At 71.0% G+C, this 16,012-nt stretch carries 11 protein-coding genes; 8 read left to right on the forward strand and 3 right to left on the reverse strand.

The window, feature by feature from the left end; translation table 11 throughout:
• The first annotated feature begins 164 nt into the window (after window positions 1-164).
• The 8 genes from BIU91_RS11055 to BIU91_RS11090 all read left to right on the forward strand — a co-directional run bounded on the left by BIU91_RS11055 (window position 165) and on the right by BIU91_RS11090 (window position 9,323).
• Window positions 165-1,169 (forward strand): aldo/keto reductase family protein, encoded by a 1,005-nt coding sequence (locus BIU91_RS11055; protein ID WP_071405490.1) that lies wholly within the window; start codon window positions 165-167, stop codon window positions 1,167-1,169.
• A 189-nt stretch (window positions 1,170-1,358) separates the two neighbouring features.
• A complete protein-coding gene (locus tag BIU91_RS11060) occupies window positions 1,359-1,883 on the forward strand; it encodes a GtrA family protein (RefSeq protein ID WP_084741125.1) in 525 nt (174 codons plus the stop codon).
• Window positions 1,880-3,385, forward strand: a complete 1,506-nt coding sequence (locus tag BIU91_RS11065) for a glycosyltransferase (protein WP_084741128.1) — start codon at window positions 1,880-1,882, stop codon at window positions 3,383-3,385. Before BIU91_RS11060 ends, BIU91_RS11065 begins: the two co-directional genes overlap by 4 nt.
• A complete protein-coding gene (locus BIU91_RS11070) occupies window positions 3,382-5,370 on the forward strand; it encodes a glycosyltransferase family 39 protein (RefSeq protein ID WP_071405491.1) in 1,989 nt (662 codons plus the stop codon). Before BIU91_RS11065 ends, BIU91_RS11070 begins: the two co-directional genes overlap by 4 nt.
• Before the next feature lie 332 nt (window positions 5,371-5,702).
• The gene (locus BIU91_RS11075) at window positions 5,703-6,527 is read left to right on the forward strand and encodes a DUF4397 domain-containing protein (protein ID WP_071405492.1); all 825 of its coding nucleotides are present in this window, start codon (window positions 5,703-5,705) and stop codon (window positions 6,525-6,527) included.
• Window positions 6,528-6,624: 97 nt separating this feature from the next.
• On the forward strand, window positions 6,625-7,779 hold the full coding sequence (locus BIU91_RS11080) for a glycosyl hydrolase family 8 (RefSeq protein WP_084741133.1): 1,155 nt from the start codon (window positions 6,625-6,627) through the stop codon (window positions 7,777-7,779).
• Window positions 7,776-8,483 (forward strand): class F sortase, encoded by a 708-nt coding sequence (locus tag BIU91_RS11085; protein ID WP_139196576.1) that lies wholly within the window; start codon window positions 7,776-7,778, stop codon window positions 8,481-8,483. Before BIU91_RS11080 ends, BIU91_RS11085 begins: the two co-directional genes overlap by 4 nt.
• Window positions 8,484-8,528: 45 nt before the next feature.
• Window positions 8,529-9,323 (forward strand): polyprenol monophosphomannose synthase, encoded by a 795-nt coding sequence (locus BIU91_RS11090; protein WP_071405494.1) that lies wholly within the window; start codon window positions 8,529-8,531, stop codon window positions 9,321-9,323.
• Window positions 9,324-9,469: 146 nt separating this feature from the next.
• Here the strand turns inward: BIU91_RS11090 and treZ are convergent, their stop codons facing one another.
• From treZ to glgX, 3 genes are read right to left on the reverse strand one after another with little or no spacing between them, the layout of a single operon-like run.
• On the reverse strand, window positions 9,470-11,224 hold the full coding sequence (gene treZ / locus BIU91_RS11095; RefSeq protein WP_071405495.1) for a malto-oligosyltrehalose trehalohydrolase: 1,755 nt from the start codon (window positions 11,222-11,224) through the stop codon (window positions 9,470-9,472).
• Window positions 11,221-13,722, reverse strand: coding sequence for a malto-oligosyltrehalose synthase (gene treY / locus BIU91_RS11100; protein ID WP_071405496.1), 2,502 nt, complete (start codon window positions 13,720-13,722; stop codon window positions 11,221-11,223). Before treY ends, treZ begins: the two co-directional genes overlap by 4 nt.
• Window positions 13,719-15,950 carry a glycogen debranching protein GlgX gene (gene glgX, locus BIU91_RS11105; protein WP_071405497.1) on the reverse strand — a complete coding sequence of 744 codons (2,232 nt, stop codon included), beginning with the start codon at window positions 15,948-15,950 and terminating at the stop codon, window positions 13,719-13,721. Before glgX ends, treY begins: the two co-directional genes overlap by 4 nt.
• Window positions 15,951-16,012: the final 62 nt, after the last annotated feature.

Consider the following 16,012-nt stretch of genomic DNA (forward strand, 5'->3'; position numbering starts at 1 on the left):
CCGACCCCCGACCCCCGACCTGACCTCGGACTCGGACTCGGACTCGGACTCGGACTCGGACTCGGACTCGGACCCACCCAACCGCACGCCCACACGCCCCACCCACCCCGACAGGCACTCGCGGGACCCCTCACGTGCGCGCTCACTCCAGTAGCGTCGGGACCATGGAATTCAGGTACCTGGGCAACTCCGGACTCAAGATCTCCGAGATCACCTACGGCAACTGGCTGACGCACGGCTCGCAGGTCGAGAACGACGTCGCCACCCAGTGCGTGCGGGCAGCGCTCGACGCCGGCATCACCACGTTCGACACCGCGGACACGTACGCCAACACCGCCGCCGAGACCGTCCTCGGCGAGGCGCTCAAGGGCGAGCGGCGCCAGTCCCTCGAGGTCTTCACGAAGGTCTACTGGCCGACCGGCCCGAAGGGGCACAACGACGTCGGCCTCAGCCGCAAGCACATCATGGAGTCGATCGACGGCTCGCTCGAGCGACTGCAGACCGACTACGTCGACCTCTACCAGGCACACCGCTACGACTACGAGACCCCCCTCGAAGAGACGATGCAGGCCTTCGCCGACGTCGTCCGCCAGGGCAAGGCGCTCTACATCGGCGTCAGCGAGTGGTCCGCCGAGCAGATCCGCGCCGGTGCCGCACTCGCCAAGGAGCTCGGCTTCCAGCTCATCTCGAACCAGCCGCAGTACTCGATGCTGTGGCGGGTCATCGAGGGCGAGGTCGTCCCCGCCTCGAAGCAGCTCGGCCTGTCGCAGATCGTCTGGTCGCCCATCGCGCAGGGCGTCCTGACCGGCAAGTACAAGCCGGGTCAGCCCCTGCCCGAGGGTTCGCGTGCCACGGACGAGAAGGGCGGCGCGGACATGATCAAGCGGTTCATGCGCGACGAGGTCCTCGAAGCCGTGCAGCGCCTGCAGCCCGTCGCCGACCAGGCCGGCCTCACGCTCGCGCAGCTCGCGATCGCGTGGACCCTGCAGAACGAGAACGTCGCGAGCGCCATCGTCGGCGCCTCGCGTCCGCAGCAGGTCACCGACAACGTCAAGGCCGCCGGCGTCAAGCTCGACGCGGACGCCCTCGCGGCGATCGACGAGGCACTCGGCGACATCCCGGAACGGGACGCGTCCAAGAACGTGTCCCCGTCGTCGCGCCCCGCGTAGACGCAACCGACCGACGGACGGGAGGCCCGGTGCCAGCTGGCACCGGGCCTCCCGTCCGTCGTCCGTGCGCCCCGACCACCGCAGCTGACGGATCGTCAAGATGAACGGCATGTGTCGCGCATCTGGCAGAGGCCTGGCAAGTCGCGTACCCCGCCCAAACCACCCAGCCACGCCCCCCGAATCGGGGGCATGACCCGAACTCGTACCCCCGTTCTGGTGTCACCCGACACCGGTGCGGTGCGGACCGTGCGCCCTGGCACGGTCCCGCGCCTGCTCGCCACCGCGAGGCAACTCGCGTCGTTCGGCACCATCGGTGCCGTCTGCTTCGTCATCGACCTGGGTGTCTACAACCTGCTCCGCGCCACCGTCATGTCGGACGGTCCCATCGCCGCGAAGATCGTGTCGGCCATCGTGGCAACCTCGGTCGCGTGGCTCGGCAACCGCTTCATCACCTTCCGTTCCCAGCGCCAGACCGGCCGCCGCGAGACCGTCCGCGAGGGGTTGCTCTTCGCTGCCACGAACCTCGTCGGTCTCGGCATCGCCGCTGCCTGCCTGTTCGTCTCGCACTACGTCCTCGGCTTCACGTCCACCCTCGCCGACAACGTCGCCGGCAACGGCATCGGCCTCGTCCTCGGCACCGCGTTCCGGTTCGCCGCGTACAAGGCCCTCGTCTTCCGGTCCACCGACACACGTCCGAAGGGGTTCCCCGAATGACCATCTCAGCCGTGTTGCTGACGGCCGCAGGGCCGCTGCTCCAGCCCGACGAACGCCCCGGCACGACCGGGGACGTCCCGAACCGCGGGACCACGGACGTGCCGACGGGAGGCTCGGGGCAGCTCCCACAGGCCGCCTGGTCGCTGGGCGAGTGGCTCGGCTACTCGACCCTCATCGCCCTCTCCGTGCTGCTCACGATCATCGCGTTGACCACCCTCTGGTGGATGCTGCACGCCTGGCGGTCCCGGGACGCGCTGAAGTCCACCAGCTTCAGCCAGACCCCGCGGCCGGCGGCACACCGGTTCACGCTCCTGGTGCCCGGTCGGCACGAGCAGGACGTGATGGGGCAGACGCTCGACATGCTCGCGACCCAGGACCACCCCGACTTCGAGATCATCGCGATCGTCGGGGAGGACGACCCGGAGACCGACGCCGTCGTGCGTGCTGCGGCGGCTCGGCACCCCTCCCTGATCAGGGTCGTGGTGGACGACACCCTGCCGAAGAACAAGCCGAAGGCGATGAACCTGGCGCTCCAGCACGCGACGGGCGACATCGTCGGGGTGTTCGACGCCGAGGACGAGGTCTACCCGCGGCTGCTCTCCCTCGTCGACTCGCGGTTCCAGGAGACCGACGCCGACGTGGTGCAGGGCGGCGTCCAGCTGATGAACTTCACGTCGAGCTGGTGGTCGCTCCGGAACGTCCTGGAGTACTACTTCTGGTTCCGCTCGCGCCTGCACTTCCACGCCGGGTCCAAGTTCATCCCGCTCGGGGGCAACACCGTCTTCGTGACGCGCTCCCGCCTGGAGTGGTCGAACGGCTGGGACGCGCACTGCCTCGCCGAGGACTGCGAGCTCGGCGTGCGGCTCTCCGCCGACGGCGCGAAGGTCGTCGTCGCCTACAGCCCCGAGGCCGTCACCCGCGAGGAGACCCCGCCGACCTTCGCCTCGCTGCTCAAGCAGCGCACGCGGTGGAACCAGGGCTTCCTGCAGGTGCTGGGCAAGGGGGAGTGGAAGAAGCTGCCGTCCTTCCGGCAGCGGTTCTTCGCCCGCTACATGCTCACGATGCCGTTCATCCAGGCGGCCACCGGGCTGCTCATCCCGCTGAGCGTCCTGATGATCCTGTTCGTCAAGGTGCCGACGGCGATCGCCCTGGTGTCGTTCATCCCGGTCGCTCCGACGCTCATGCTGCTGGCCGTCGAGATCGTCGGGCTGAACGAGTTCGGCCGACTGTACGGCGAGAAGGTCCGGCTCCGCGACTACGTGCGGCTCGTGCTCGGCCTGGTGCCCTACCAGGTGTTCCTCGCCGCCGCGGCGGTCCGGGCAGTCGTCCGGCACGCCAAGGGCCAGAACGGGTGGGAGAAGACCGAGCACACCGGCCAGCACCGCAACGGACAGGTGGTCGGCTTCGCCTCGGACCTCGACGGATCGGGCGCAGCGTCGTCCGCGGGCGCAGCGTCGTCCGATCATGCGTTCGCCGGCACCACCACGGGAGGCACCCGATGACCGCCAGCATCACCGACACCACGGGCATCCCGATCCGTGGTGGCTCCACCGCCCACCGCACCGGCATCGGGGCGTGGTTCCGCCGGCACGCAGCCAGCCTGACGTGGTTGCTGCCCGTCGTCGCGGTGACCGTGCTCGTCCAGGCCTGGAACATGTCGGGCACACCGCAGCGCATCGACGACGAGGGGACGTACACCGCCCAAGCGTGGGCGATCACGAACCTCGGCGAGCTCACCCACTACACGTACTGGTACGACCACCCGCCGCTCGGATGGATCCAGATCGCCGGGTACACCGGGCTGACCGGGGCGTTCGCGCGGTACCCCTTCGCGGTGGAGGCCGGGCGCGAGGCCATGGTGTTCTTCTCCGCCGTCTCGAGCATCCTGCTGTTCGTCCTGGCCCGGCGGCTCGGTGCCGGACGGATCACGGCGGCCGTGGCCGGACTCGTCTTCGCGCTGTCACCGCTCGCGCTCCAGTACCACCGCACCGTGTACATCGACAACGTCGCGACGCCCTGGCTGCTCGCCGCGTTCGTCCTCGTGCTGAGCCGTCGCCAGCAGCTCGCCGGGTTCGCCGGTGCCGCTGCCTGCCTCGGCATCGCCGTGCTGTCCAAGGAGACCTACCTGCTCGCGCTGCCGTTCCTCATCTGGATGGCCGTGCGTCGCGCCGACAAGAGCACCCGCCGGTACACGCTCAGCGTCGCCGGGGCCGTGCTCGTGCTGATCGGCGGCGGGTACCTGCTGCTCGCCGCGGTGAAGGGCGAACTCGTGCCGGGTGCCGGGCGGGTCAGCCTGTGGGAGGGCGTCACCTACCAGCTCGGTTCGCGGACCGCTTCCGGATCGGTGTTCGACGGGGGCAGCCTGGCGAACGAGGCCGCCGCGCAGTGGTGGGCCCTCGACCCGGTGTTCATCGTGCTCGGCTCGGTCGCCGCAGTCGTCGGGCTGTTCCTGCGCCGGGTCCGACCGATCGCCGCGATGCTCGTGTTCCTGCTCGCGGTGATGTTCCGGCCGAACGGGTACCTGCCGGTGCCGTACGTCATCATGCTCATCCCGTTCGCGGCGCTCCTCGTCGCGTACACCGCCGAGCGTGCCGTCCTGACGATCGCCGGTCGGGTCCACACCCGGAGCCGGTTCGGCCCGAGAGCACGGCGCGGCCTCGGCATCACCTGGGCCGTCGTCACGGCTGCGGCGCTCGTCGTCGCGGTGCCGCTGTGGGGGACCCAGCTGCGCGGGTTCCTGCTCGGCAACCTCGACCTGCCCATGCAGCAGGCCGAGCAGTGGGTGGGCGACAACGTGCCGAAGTCCTCGCGTCTGCTGGTCGACGACGCCATGTGGGTCGACCTGGTGGACGACGGCTTCGCCCGGAACAACGTCGTCTGGTACTACAAGCTCGACACCGACGGAGCGGTGGAACGGCAGTCCCCGAACGGCTGGAAGGACTCGGACTACGTCATCACGACGGACTCCATGCGCACCGGCGGCAACTCGTCCACCGACGTGCGGCAGGCGATCGAGAACTCCACGGCCGTCGCGACCTTCGGCACCGGTGACCAGCAGGTCGAGGTCCGCCGGATCCACGCCGAGGGAGCCGGTGCCGCCGAGACCGCGATCACCCGGGCCACCGACGTCCGGAAGACGCTGGGGACCGAGCTCGCCTCGAACCCGGCCCTGCGTGCGGACGACGGCACGAAGTCGCAGTTCCGCGCCGGACAGGTCGACTCGCGGGCGATGATCGCGCTCGGTCAGGTGCTCGCCGACCAGGATGTGCGGGTCGACCGGTTCACCCCGCGCACCGGGGAGACCGGCCAGCCGTTCCGCACCGTCGTCCTGCACACGAGCGACGACGCCTCGGCCGCCCGGGTCCTCCGGACCTTCGACGCCATGTCCCAGGCGTTCCGGCCGGACTCGGTCGAGCGTGAGGGAGCACGGCTCACGGTGACGTACGCCCCGGCCGACCCGACGACGACCGCGACGAGCGCCTCGTGACCCCCGATCGCTCGGCCGAGCGGGAGCTTGCCGAGCTGGCGTCCCGCGAGCGGGCGTTCCGCGAGCTGGCGTCCCGCGAGCGGGCGAAATGCCCGGAGGGCTCCGGCGCGGACCCCGGCATTCCGCCCGCTCGCCGGGGCGGCCGCGGAACCGTTCCCCGCGAACACGTCGGGGCGGAACGCCCGCTGGACGAGCGGGCGAATTGCCCGGAGGGCTCCGGCGCGGACCCCGGCATTCCGCCCGCTCGCTCGGGGGCCCACACGAACCGCACGGCCCGCACCTCGACACGACACCCGCACGCCAACCGCACCTCGACCCGAAGGAGCACCATCATGACCGCACGCACCACGAACCGCCGCCGCACCGTCGTCGTCGGAGCGCTCGCCGCCACCGTCGTCGCCGCGACGGTCGGGCTCGCCGCCCCGCAGACCGCCTCCGCCGCGACGGCCGACCAGGGCTGGCTCCGCGTCGGACACCTGTCGCCGGACACGAAGGGCGTCGACGTCGAACTGTCCAGCCTCGCCGGGGGCAAGACCGTCTTCGAACTCGACGACGTCACCTACGGCCAGGTCAGCCCGTACGAGAAGCTGCCGGTCGGCACCTACGTCCTGTCGATGCGCGCCGCCGACGCCCCGCGTTCCACCCCCGTCATCTCCACCGACGTCACCGTGCAGAAGGGCGACGCCAGCACCGTCGTCGCCTACGGCAAGAACGACGGGCTGAAGACGACCGCGTTCACCGACGACCTGCAGCAGCCCGGCGACGGCAAGGCGAAGCTCCGGCTCGTCCAGGCCGCCACCACCGCGAAGCGCGTCGACGTGCAGACCTCCGACGGCACCCCCATCGCCGAGGACGCCACCTTCGGCAGCGCCACCAAGTACGCAACGGTCGACGCCGGCAAGTGGTCGCTCGACGTCTCCGGCAGCGGCCAGCGGGGCACCGCCGAGGTCGACCTCGCCGGCAACACGGTCTCGACCCTGTTCGTCCTCGACGACAGCAAGGGCAACCTGACGGTCGTGCCCGTGACGGACGCCGCGGCGACCGCCGCCACCCCGTCCGGCGGTGTGCAGACCGGCGGTGGCGGCGCAGCCGCCGACCGACCGGTGACCGAGGCGGTCCACGCGGCCGTCGCGATGCTCCGTTCGCTGTTCCGCTGACGCCCCGGACTGGAGGCGCGGATCACGTGCGCTGAACGACCCACGTGATCCGCGCCTCCCCTTCGACCCCCCACCATCCCCGGAGAGGCAGGCCAGCATGACCCGCAGGACCTGGATACCGGTCGTCGCAGTGGCGGCGGTCCTCGTCGCCGTCGTCGTCGCGATCGTCGCCGTCCGCCCCTGGTCGTCGAGCACCACGACCGCCGCACGCGGCACGGCGACCCCGACCTCGACCACCGCGCCCGACGGGGCGCGCTCACCGCAGCAGCTGCGGTCGGCGTTCCTGGACCGCTACGTCGAGGGCGGTCGCGTCGTCCGCACCGACCAGGGCGGTGACACCGTCAGCGAGGGGCAGGCGTACGGCTTGCTCATCGCCTACGCGAACGACGACCGTGCACGCTTCGACGCGATCTGGGAGTGGACGAAGGACCACCTGCTCACCGGCGACGACCTGCTGGCGTGGCGGTGGACGTCCGACGAGGGCGTCGCCGACGAGCAGTCCGCGAGCGACGCCGACCTCGACGCAGCCCGGGCGCTCGTGCTCGCGGGGAAGGCCTGGGACGACGACCGGTACACCGCCGCCGGCGAGCGCATCGCGGCGGCGATCCTCCAGCACGAGACGGCCCGGACGGACCTCGGCACGATCCTGCTGCCCGGACCGTGGGCGGATCGGGAGCCCTACAGCTACAACACGTCGTACGCGTCGCCCGCGGCCTTCTCGGTGCTGGCGGACGCCACCGGGGACGACCGCTGGAACGCGCTGAACCGGGGTTCCCGCGCCGTGACGGCCGCCGTGCTGGATGCCTCCGACCTGCCCAGCGACTGGTCCCAGGTGCACGCCGACGGATCGGTGGACCCGATGCCGGCCGCCGGTGGCGACGGGCGCGTGCTCTACGGCTACGACGCGATGCGGACGCCGCTCCGGTACGCCGAGGCGTGTTCGGCACCCGACCGGGAGCTCGCGGCGGCGCTCGCGCCCACGCTCGGACAGACGACGCGGCTCGCCTCGCAGCTCGACCTCGGCGGCACCCCGGTGACGCAGGACACGAACGCGCTGGCCTACACCGCGCGGGCCGCGGCCGAGCAGGCCGCCGGTTCCTCCCGTGCGGCTGCCGCCGACCTCGAGCGGGCCGACCGCACGGCGGCGAACACACCGACCTACTACGGAGACGCCTGGTTGGCCATCGGTTCGACCATGCTGACCTCCGACGTGCTCGGGGGATGCGCCAGCGACGTGGGAGGCGGCTCGTGAGCGGCCGTCGGAGCGCCGGGCGCGTCTCGGCCGTCCGGCGCCGAGGCGTGGTGATCGGTGCCGTGGTCGCCGCCGTCGTGGTGGTCGGGGGCGTGGCCGGGGTGGCGGTCGCGTCGACCGTCGGCGGTGGCGCGTCGTCCCCGCCGCAGTCCTCGTCGTCTCCGTCGCAGTCGCAGTCGTCGTCCTCGTCGTCGTCTTCGTCCTCGGGCTCCGGCACCGACGGGTTCCAGGACCCGGCCGCACCCGAGGCCCGCTCGACGGCCACCCCGGTCAGCGTGTCGATCCCGGCCATCGGCGTGCGGTCCTCGCTCGAGGACCTGCACCGCGGTGCTGCCGGAGAACTCGACCCGCCCGTCGACTGGGACAGCGCGGGCTGGTTCAGCGACGGGATCGTCCCCGGCGAGGTCGGCCCCGCCGTCATCGCCGGTCACGTCGACAGCCCGACGAGCGCCGCGGTGTTCTTCCGGCTCGACGAACTGGTCGCCGGCGACGAGGTCCACGTCCGGATGTCCGACGGCACCACCCGCACCTTCACCGTCGACCGTTCCGAACGCGCCGCCAAGTCGGCGTTCCCGACGAGCGACGTCTACGGCCCCACCCCCACCCCGCAACTCCGACTCATCACCTGCGACGGCACGTTCGACACCGCCACCGGGCACTACACGGACAATCTGATCGTGTTCGCAGACCTCTCGTCGGATTGACCCACCAAGCCAGCGATACATTCGACTGCGAGCACGAGGAGCACCATGAGCGAGACCCTGGTCATCATCCCGACCTACGACGAAGCCGAGAACGTCCGGCCGATCGTCGAGCGCACGTTGGCCGCGACCGACGACTCCGTGCACGTGCTCGTCGTCGACGACAACTCACCGGACGGCACCGGCGACATCGCGGACGCCATCGCCCGCGAGACCGATCGGGTGCACGTCATGCACCGCACCGTCAAGGACGGCCTGGGCGGCGCGTACCTGTCCGGCTTCGCGTGGGGCCTGGAACACGGCTACGCCAAGCTCGTCGAGATGGACGCCGACGGCTCTCACCACCCCGAGTACCTGCCCTGGATGCTCGAGCTCGCCGACTCGAACGACCTGGTGCTCGGCTCCCGGTGGATCAAGGGCGGCAAGGTCGAGAACTGGCCCTGGTACCGGCTCCTGCTCTCCCGCGGGGGCAACCTGTACACCCGCCTCGCCCTGGGCATCGCGGTGCGCGATGCGACCGGCGGGTTCCGGGTGTTCACCTCGCGGGCGTTCGAGCGGATCGACCTCGCCGGTGTGGCGTCGAAGGGGTACTGCTTCCAGGTGGACCTGTGCTGGCGTGCCCTCGAGGCGGGTCTGCGGGTCGTGGAGACCCCGATCACGTTCACCGAGCGGGAGTTCGGCGTCTCGAAGATGAGCGGCAACATCGTGCGCGAGAGCCTGGCACTCGTGACGAAGTGGGGCATCGACCGCCGGATCCGCGAGACCCGCTCCCTGGTGAAGGACCACCGCAAGCTGCCGTCCGTGCGGAAGAACGCGCACGCGGTGGCCGACCACGCGGGCTGACGCCGGGGACACGCGAGCGCCTGAACGCACGAACGGCGACGGACCCAGGGGGTTCGTCGCCGTTCGTGTGTGCAGCCAGCGGGTGGCTCGCGCAGCCAGCGGGTGGCTCGCGCAGCCCGCGGGTGGCTCGCGCAGCCCGCGGTCGGCTAGCGCAGCACGACCACGCCGCGGCCGCGGAACCGGACGACGCCGGCATCGACCTCGGTCGCGCCGAAGCCGTAGAGCTCCTCGCCCACGGCGTCGGGCACCGGGACCTCGGCTGCGTCGTCCGCGAAGTTCACCACGACGTGCACCGGTGCCACGTCGGGGCCGAGCAGCCCGCGGGTGAGCACCAGCCAGCGGCGGTCCTCGCTGAAGCGGACGGCGTTCGCCTCGTAGCGGTGGTCGACGAACGCCTGGTCGGTGCGCCGCAGGGCGATGAGCACCCGGTAGGCACGCAGGATCGCCGCGCCGCGCTCCGAGCTGACGTCGGCCCAGTCGAGCTTGGAGTTGGTGAACGTCGTCGGGTCCTGCGGGTCCGGCACCGCTGACTCGTCCCACCCGTGCTCGGCGAACTCCGCGATGCGCCCCTCGGCGGTGGCCTTGCCGAGCTCGGGCTCCGGGTGCGAGGTGAAGAACTGCCACGGCGTCGAGGCCGCGAACTCCTCGCCCATGAACAGCATCGGCGTGAACGGCCCGAGCAGCGTCAGGGCCGCGGCGATCACGAGCCCCTCGTCGTCGAGCGTCGCGGCGAGCCGGTCGCCGGCTGCGCGGTTGCCGATCTGGTCGTGGTTCTGGTTCGCGACGACCAGGGCCGTCACGGGGGAGGTCCCGCGGTCGATCGGCCGGCCGTGCCGCTTGCCGCGGAACGACGACCACGTGCCGTCGTGGAAGAAGCCGTCCTCGAGCACCTTCGCCAGCGCCGACAGCGGAGCGAAGTCGGCGTAGTAGCCGTTCGTCTCGCCGGTGAGCGCCACGTGCACGGCGTGGTGGAAGTCGTCCGACCACTGCCCGGCGAGGCCGTACCCGGCGGCCTCGCGCGGCCGGAACATCACCGGGTCGTTGAGGTCGGACTCCGCGATGAGCGACAGCGGACGACCGATGAAGGACGAGTAGGCGTCGGTCTCGTCGGCCATCGACGCCAACACGTGCGGGCGGGTGGTGTCGCGGATCGCGTGCACGGCGTCGAGCCGGAGCCCGTCGACGTGGTGGTCGCGGAACCACATGCGCACGTTGTCGAGCACGTACCGGCGGACCTCGGGGTGCTCGACGTTCACCGAGTCACCCCAGGTGTTGCCGAGCCCGGCCAGCAGGTACGGGCCGTACAGCGGCAGGTAGTTGCCGCTCGGTCCGAGGTGGTTGTAGACGACGTCCTGGATGACCCCGAGCCCCAGCGCGTGCGCCGTGTCGACGAACCGGTCGTAGGCGTCCGGGCCGCCGTACGGGGCGTGCACGGAGAACCAGCCGACACCGTCGTAGCCCCAGTTCCACTCGCCGTTGACGGCGTTGACGGGGAGCAGCTCGACGAACTCGACCCCGAGCTCGACCAGGTGGTCCAGCTTCTGCGCGGCGGCGTCGAGCGTGCCCTCGGGCGTGTAGGTGCCGATGTGCATTTCGTAGATCACGGCGCCGCGGGCCGGACGTCCGGTCCACGACTCGTCGGTCCACGCGAACCGTGCGGGGTCGACGACCTCGGACGGGCCGTGCACGCCCTCGGGCTGGTAGCGGCTGCGCGGGTCCGGTCGGACCGCGTCGTCGTCGCCGATGCGGAACCCGTAGCGTGCGCCGACGACCGGCATCACCTCGTCGGTGGACCACCAGTCGTCGTCGCCCTTGGTGAGCGGGAACTCGGCGTCGTCGACGACGAGCCGGACCCGGTCCGGCTCGGGTGCCCAGACGGCGTAACGGTCAGGTGCGGTCATGCGTGACCCTCCAGGATGTCGATCTCGGCCTGCGCGTCGGTCTCGGTGGCGTCCGTCGTGCGGTCGGCGGCGGGCCGGGAGGCACCGCTCGCGTCGGACACGGCGGTCACCGCGTCGGCGTGGCCGGCTGCACCGACCGCGTCGGCGGGCACGAGCAGCGCGACCGGGTAGGTGGTGAGCAGGTCGGCCAGCGGGATCCCGCGGTCGGCGGGGACGTGTCGGCCGGTGAGCAGGTCGATGCGCTCGACGGGGACGGCGTGCACCAGCGTGTCGCCCCAGCCGCCGACCCGGTCGAGGCCGATCGGCAGACGCGTCGCGATCGTCACGGCACCGCCGCGGTCGAACGCGATGACGTGGTCGGCCGCGCTGCCGGTGGCCTCGAGCTCCAGGTACCGGGTGAACAGCTCCGGGTGGTCCCGACGGATGCGCAGTGCACGGGTCGTGACCAGGAGCTTCGCGGCACCGTCGATGCCGATGGCCGGCAGGTCCTCGGGGCCGTCGTCGTCCGGGCCGTCGAGCTCGGCGAGCACGTGACGCCGCTCCGCGTAGTCGACCGGACGACGGTTGTCGGGGTCGACGAGCGAGCGGTCCCAGAACTCGGTGCCCTGGTAGACGTCGGGGACACCCGGGGCGGTGAGCTGGACGAGTTTCTGGGCGAGACCGTTCGACCACCCGGCGGCGTCGATCTGCTCGTCGAGGGCGTCGAGCACGGCGACCACGTCCGGGTTGTCGAACGCGGCGTCGACGATCGCGTGCATCTGCTGCTCGAACGCCTCGTCGGGCTCGGTCCAGGTGGTGCTGTCACCGGCTTCGCGGGAGGCCTTCTCGGCGTACGCGTGCAGACGCTCCCGGCTGGCGGGCCGGGCGCCGACGATCGCCTGCCAGAGCAGGTCGGCGAACACGCGGTCCTGCAACGGCACGAGCGACTGTAGACGCTCGAGGGTGGCGGCCCACTCGTCGCCGAGCTCGGCCAGCACGGCGATGCGGGCGCGGGTGTCCTCGCTGCGCTTCGTGTCGTGCGTGGTGAGCGTCGTCATGGTGTGCGGCCAGCTGCCGAGCCGTTCGCGCTGGGCCCGGTGGAAGTCCGCCACCGAGACGGCGAAGACGCTCGGGTCGCCGCCGACCTCGCTCAGGGACGACAGGCGCGAGGTGCGGTAGAACGCCGTGTCCTCGACGCCCTTCGCCATCACCATGCCGCTGGTCTGCTGCAGTCGGACCGCCGCGGCGTTCGTCGGGTCGACGAGTGCCGGTGCGATCCGGTCGATGACGTCGTCGAGGTCCGGGCGGGCCTCGGCGGCGCGCTCGAGCGCGGTGATGAGGTGGTGGGCGCCCTCGGGCAGGTACGTGCGGTACACGTCGAACGAGGCCACGATCTCGGCGACCGCGTCGACGATCCGCTCGTGCGTGATCGTCTCCGTCGCGGCGCCCGGAGCGAGCAGGCGTGCGAGCCGCTCGACCTCGCTGCCGAGGATGCCGTCCGCGATGCCCCGTCGGGTGTCGTGCGTGAGCTGCTGCCAGTCGGTCGGCTCGGCGCCCGACGCCGCGGTCAGCGCCTGCTCGCCCGCGGGGTCGACGAACACGCGGTCGAGCACCCCGAGGGCATCGTAGCCGGTGGTGCCGTCGACCGGCCACGAGCTCGGCAGCTGCTCGCCGGGCTCGAGGATCTTCTCGACGAGGGTGTAGGCCCCGCCGGTCAGCTCCGTCAGGTCCTGCAGGTAGCCCGCCGGGTCGTACAGCCCGTCCGGGTGGTCGATGCGCAGGCCGTCGACGAGTCCGTCGCGGAACCAGCCGCCGATGACCCCGTGCGAGGCCGCGAAGACCTCGGGCTCCTCGACGCGGATCGCCGCGAGGGTGTTCACCGCGAAGAACCGGCGGTAGTTCAGGTCGTGGTCGGCGCGCTTCCAGTGCACGAATGCGTAGTACTGGCGGTCGTGGACGGTCTCGACGGTGTCGCCGTCGTGCACCGTTCCGGGTGCGGTGGGGTAGGCCGTCTCGCCGACGCGGAGCACCGGACGCTCGGCGTCGGACGTGTCGAGCGTGACCGCCTCGAGCAGCCGGTCGTCGAGCACGGGGACGCGGAGCTTGCCGTCGCCGGCTTCCCAGTCCACGTCGAAGGCCCACGCCACGGGGGAGCCCTGCCCGAGTTCGAGCAGGGACCACCACCACGGGTTCGACTCGGGGGTCGCGACGCCCACGTGGTTCGGCACCACGTCGACGATGACCCCGAGGCCGACGGCGTGCGCGGCCTCGGCCAACGCCCGCATCGCCTGGTCGCCACCACGGTCGGTGTCGACCCGCGTGTGGTCGACCACGTCGTAGCCGTGGTTCGACCCGGACTCGGCCTGCAGCACCGGCGACAGGTACAGCCAATCGGCGCCGAGGTCGTGCACGTAGTCGACCAGGTCGCGTGCAGCGTCGAGGTCGAAGTCGGCCGAGACCTGCAGCCGGTACGTCGACGCGGGGACGCGGTTCGCGGCGCCGGGCGTTCCGGCGGTCATCGGGCGGTTCCGCTCGGTGCGGTGGAACCGGCCGGGTTCACCGGGGTGACGGCGTCCTGCGGGGCGTCCGGTTCGGGGGCGCCGTCCTGCTCGGCGTCGACCGGGGTGCTCGTGACCTCGTGGTCGGGCTCGGCACGCAGCACGATCATCGACCGGGCGGGGACGTCGAGCGGGGTACCCGCGTCGAGCACCTCGTCGCGGGCACCGGGGTCGGCGGTGTCGATCCGGACGGTCCAGCCGGGGGAGTACTCCTCGGGTGGGAGCGTGAAGGTCACGACGTCGTCGTGGGCGTTGAAGTACGTGATGAAGCCGACGTCGGTGACGCGCTCACCACGGGCATCGCGTCCGCGGATGCCCTCGCCGTTCAGGTACATGCCGACGCTCTTGCCGAAGCCGGAGTCCCAGTCCTCGGGGTCCATGGCGTCACCCGAGGGGGTCAGCCACACCACGTCGGGCAGCGGCTCGCCCTCTCCACGACGGACGGGACGGCCGTTGAAGTACCGGGTCCGGCGGAACGTGGGGTGGTCGTGCCGCAGCTTCACCACGTCGGCGGTGAACTGGATGAGGTCTTCGTCCGCGCTGTCCCAGTCGATCCAGCTGAGCTCGGAGTCCTGCGCGTAGACGTTGTTGTTGCCGGACTGCGACCGGCCGAGCTCGTCGCCGTGCGCGATCATCGGGACACCCTGGCTCAGGAGCAGGGTCGCCAGGAAGTTCCGGCGACGCTGCAGCCGCAGGGCGTTCACGGCCTCGTCGTCGGTCGGGCCCTCGGCCCCGGAGTTCCACGACCGGTTGTGGCTCTCGCCGTCGTTGTTGTCCTCGCCGTTGGCCTCGTTGTGCTTCTCGTTGTAGGCCACCAGGTCGTACAGCGTGAAGCCGTCGTGCGCGGTGATGAAGTTGATGCTCGCCTTGGGCGTGCGGCCGTCGTGCTCGTACAGGTCGGCCGAGCCGGAGATCCGCGAGGCGAACTCACCGAGCGTCGACGACTCACCACGCCAGAAGTCACGGACGGTGTCGCGGTACTTGCCGTTCCACTCGGACCACTGGGGCGGGAAGTTGCCGACCTGGTAGCCACCGGGGCCGACGTCCCACGGCTCGGCGATCAGCTTGACCTGCGACACGATCGGGTCCTGCTGCACCAGTTCGAAGAAGGCCGACAGCCGGTCGACCTCGTAGAACTCGCGGGCCAGTGCCGAGGCGAGGTCGAAGCGGAACCCGTCGACGTGCATCTCGGTCACCCAGTAGCGGAGCGAGTCGAGGATGAGCTGCAGCGAGTGCGGGTGCCCGACGTTGAGCGAGTTCCCCGTGCCCGTGTAGTCCATGTAGAACTTCTTGTCGTCATCGACCAGGCGGTAGTAGGCCGCGTTGTCGATGCCGCGGAACGACAGCGTCGGGCCGAGGTGGTTGCCCTCGGCGGTGTGGTTGTAGACGACGTCGAGGACGACCTCGATGCCGGCGCGGTGCAGCTCGCGCACCATCGTCTTGAACTCCTGGACCTGCTGGCCCTGGTCGCCCGACGACGAGTACGCCGAGTGCGGCGCGAAGAAACCGATGGTGTTGTAGCCCCAGTAGTTCGACAGCCCCTTGTCCTGCAGGGTCGAGTCATTCACGAACTGGTGCACCGGCATGAGCTCGAGCGTGGTGATGCCGAGGCGCTGCAGGTGCTCGATGACCGCGGGGTGGGCGACGCCGGCGTAGGTGCCGCGCTGCTCTTCCGGCACGTCCGGGTGGGTCTCCGTGAGCCCCTTGACGTGCGCTTCGTAGATGACGGTCTCGCCGTACGGCGTGCGCGGCGGGCGATCACCCTGCCAGTCGAAGAAGGGGTTGATCACGACGCCCTTCATCATGTGCGACGCGGAGTCCTCGTCGTTGGTCGAGTCCGGGTCGCCGAACGTGTACGAGAAGAGCGACTGGTCCCAGTCGATCTCGCCGCTCGTCGCCTTGGCGTACGGGTCGAGCAGGAGCTTCGACGGGTTGCAGCGCGCGCCGGAGTCCGGGTCGTACGGGCCGTGCACGCGGAAGCCGTACTCCTGCCCGGGGCCGATGTTGGGGAGGTACGCGTGCCAGACGTAGGCGTCCACCTCGAGCAGGCGGACGCATTCTTCGTTGCCGTCGGAATCGAACAGACAGAGTTCGACGCGCTCGGCGACCTCGGAGAACAGCGCGAAGTTCGTGCCGCTCCCGTCGTAGGTCGCCCCGAGCGGGTACGGGTTTCCGGGCCAGGTGTGCAAACGGTCCTCCAGGTGTGGGTGCGGCCAACATATCGGCGGCGCTCGTCCGCGTCCGCAGACAA

It is taken from the genome of Curtobacterium sp. MMLR14_002 (assembly GCF_001864975.1).
In the GTDB taxonomy this organism is placed as follows: domain Bacteria; phylum Actinomycetota; class Actinomycetes; order Actinomycetales; family Microbacteriaceae; genus Curtobacterium; species Curtobacterium flaccumfaciens.

What these genes read in the sequence shown, in the direction of transcription:
- BIU91_RS11055 (WP_071405490.1), top strand. Translation starts at nt 165, where the DNA reads ATGGAATTCAGGTACCTGGGCAACTCCGGACTCAAGATCTCCGAGATC.
- BIU91_RS11060 (WP_084741125.1), top strand. Translation starts at nt 1,359, where the DNA reads ATGACCCGAACTCGTACCCCCGTTCTGGTGTCACCCGACACCGGTGCG.
- BIU91_RS11065 (WP_084741128.1), top strand. Translation starts at nt 1,880, where the DNA reads ATGACCATCTCAGCCGTGTTGCTGACGGCCGCAGGGCCGCTGCTCCAG.
- BIU91_RS11070 (WP_071405491.1), top strand. Translation starts at nt 3,382, where the DNA reads ATGACCGCCAGCATCACCGACACCACGGGCATCCCGATCCGTGGTGGC.
- BIU91_RS11075 (WP_071405492.1), top strand. Translation starts at nt 5,703, where the DNA reads ATGACCGCACGCACCACGAACCGCCGCCGCACCGTCGTCGTCGGAGCG.
- BIU91_RS11080 (WP_084741133.1), top strand. Translation starts at nt 6,625, where the DNA reads ATGACCCGCAGGACCTGGATACCGGTCGTCGCAGTGGCGGCGGTCCTC.
- BIU91_RS11090 (WP_071405494.1), top strand. Translation starts at nt 8,529, where the DNA reads ATGAGCGAGACCCTGGTCATCATCCCGACCTACGACGAAGCCGAGAAC.
- treZ (WP_071405495.1), bottom strand. Translation starts at nt 11,224, where the DNA reads ATGACCGCACCTGACCGTTACGCCGTCTGGGCACCCGAGCCGGACCGG.
- treY (WP_071405496.1), bottom strand. Translation starts at nt 13,722, where the DNA reads ATGACCGCCGGAACGCCCGGCGCCGCGAACCGCGTCCCCGCGTCGACG.